This is a genomic window from Streptomyces sp. NPDC059696, assembly GCF_042733745.1.
Lineage (GTDB): Bacteria > Actinomycetota > Actinomycetes > Streptomycetales > Streptomycetaceae > Streptomyces.
Map to the genome: position 1 here is coordinate 1 of NZ_JBHWFG010000152.1, position 1,042 is coordinate 1,042.

The following is a 1,042-nucleotide window of genomic DNA, read 5'->3' on the forward strand; positions in this document are numbered from 1 at the left end:
CCACAGGTGCGTAGTCGTCAACCACCTGATCCAGGAGTGCGTAGAGCACCGCCTCGGGTCCGTGGCGCAAGAGGTCGGGGCGGTCCTCCAGGCGATGCCGGACCTGGGCGACGCCCGCCGTTTCGGCGTGGCGGATGGTGACCACGAAATTTGAACCCGTGAAGACGTGGAGTTCGCCGAATTCCACGGATTCAGTCTCGTCCAGGTACCTCGCGGGCCGGAGGACAGTGAAGAGGTTGTTGTCGTACCTTTCCAGCTTGGGCCTCTGGTGGGCTGAGATGGCGTCCTCGACGGCGAGTTCGTGCAGGCCGAACTCCGCGGCGACGCCCGCCATTTCCTGCTGCGTGGGGCGGTACAAGCCGATCCAGGCCATACCACCATGTTTGGCCAGGGTCTCGAAGGTTTGCTCGAGGCTTTGCGGGGTGGCGGTGCGTACGCCGTCTACGTAAACGGCGTTGTCAATGATGGTCACTGGCAGAACGCTACTGCATGGCCCCGATGATGGCGCCCGCGATGGCGAGGGCGACGACGTCGTGGCCGGAGTCGATCACGGTGACTGCCGTCGGACGGCCGGCGAAGCCGTTGTGGATCACGTGGCCGCCGGCCCGGAAAACCAAGGCAATGATGATGCCGAAGAAGGCGCCCGCCCAGAAGGTGTTGAGGTCCAGGGCACTGATCAGTACGGCGAGGAGGATGCTGGTCAGCGCGGAAGCCAGCATCATGGGGACCCAGATGCCCACGCCACCGTCGATGTTCTTGAGGTCCTCTTCGGTCTTGCCGATTGCCTGCATCCATCGCTTGCCCAGGACGGATGGCATGTACCAGACGAACCCCACAACCATGCTGGAAACGAAAGCAAGAAGTACGGCCAGCCAGTTGATCTGCGAAATGTGTGAAAGCCAATCCATGCTCAAAATCCTAGGACGCGGAACCGGGGTTGGAGCGCTCCTGCTTGCTGCGTGTTGGCGTCGCCGTCATCCGGCTGATCAGCGGTTCAGTCCGGTAGGGGATGTGGGTATGGAGGGCGAGAACTGTCTCGGTA

2 protein-coding genes are annotated in these 1,042 nt (G+C 62.5%); both read right to left on the reverse strand.

Annotated elements, in window-relative coordinates; genetic code table 11:
- Positions 1-472 (reverse strand): CorA family divalent cation transporter (locus ACFV20_RS37275; protein WP_385665654.1); only part of this gene is annotated, 472 nt, incomplete at its 3' end.
- A gap of 10 nt (positions 473-482) precedes the next feature.
- On the reverse strand, positions 483-908 hold the full coding sequence (locus tag ACFV20_RS37280; RefSeq protein WP_385665657.1) for a DUF1761 domain-containing protein: 426 nt from the start codon (positions 906-908) through the stop codon (positions 483-485).
- Between the last annotated feature and the right edge of the window lie 134 nt (positions 909-1,042).

Bases quoted from the DNA above. Each gene is read 5' to 3' on its own strand.
- ACFV20_RS37280 (WP_385665657.1), bottom strand. From the start codon at position 908: ATGGATTGGCTTTCACACATTTCGCAGATCAACTGGCTGGCCGTACTT.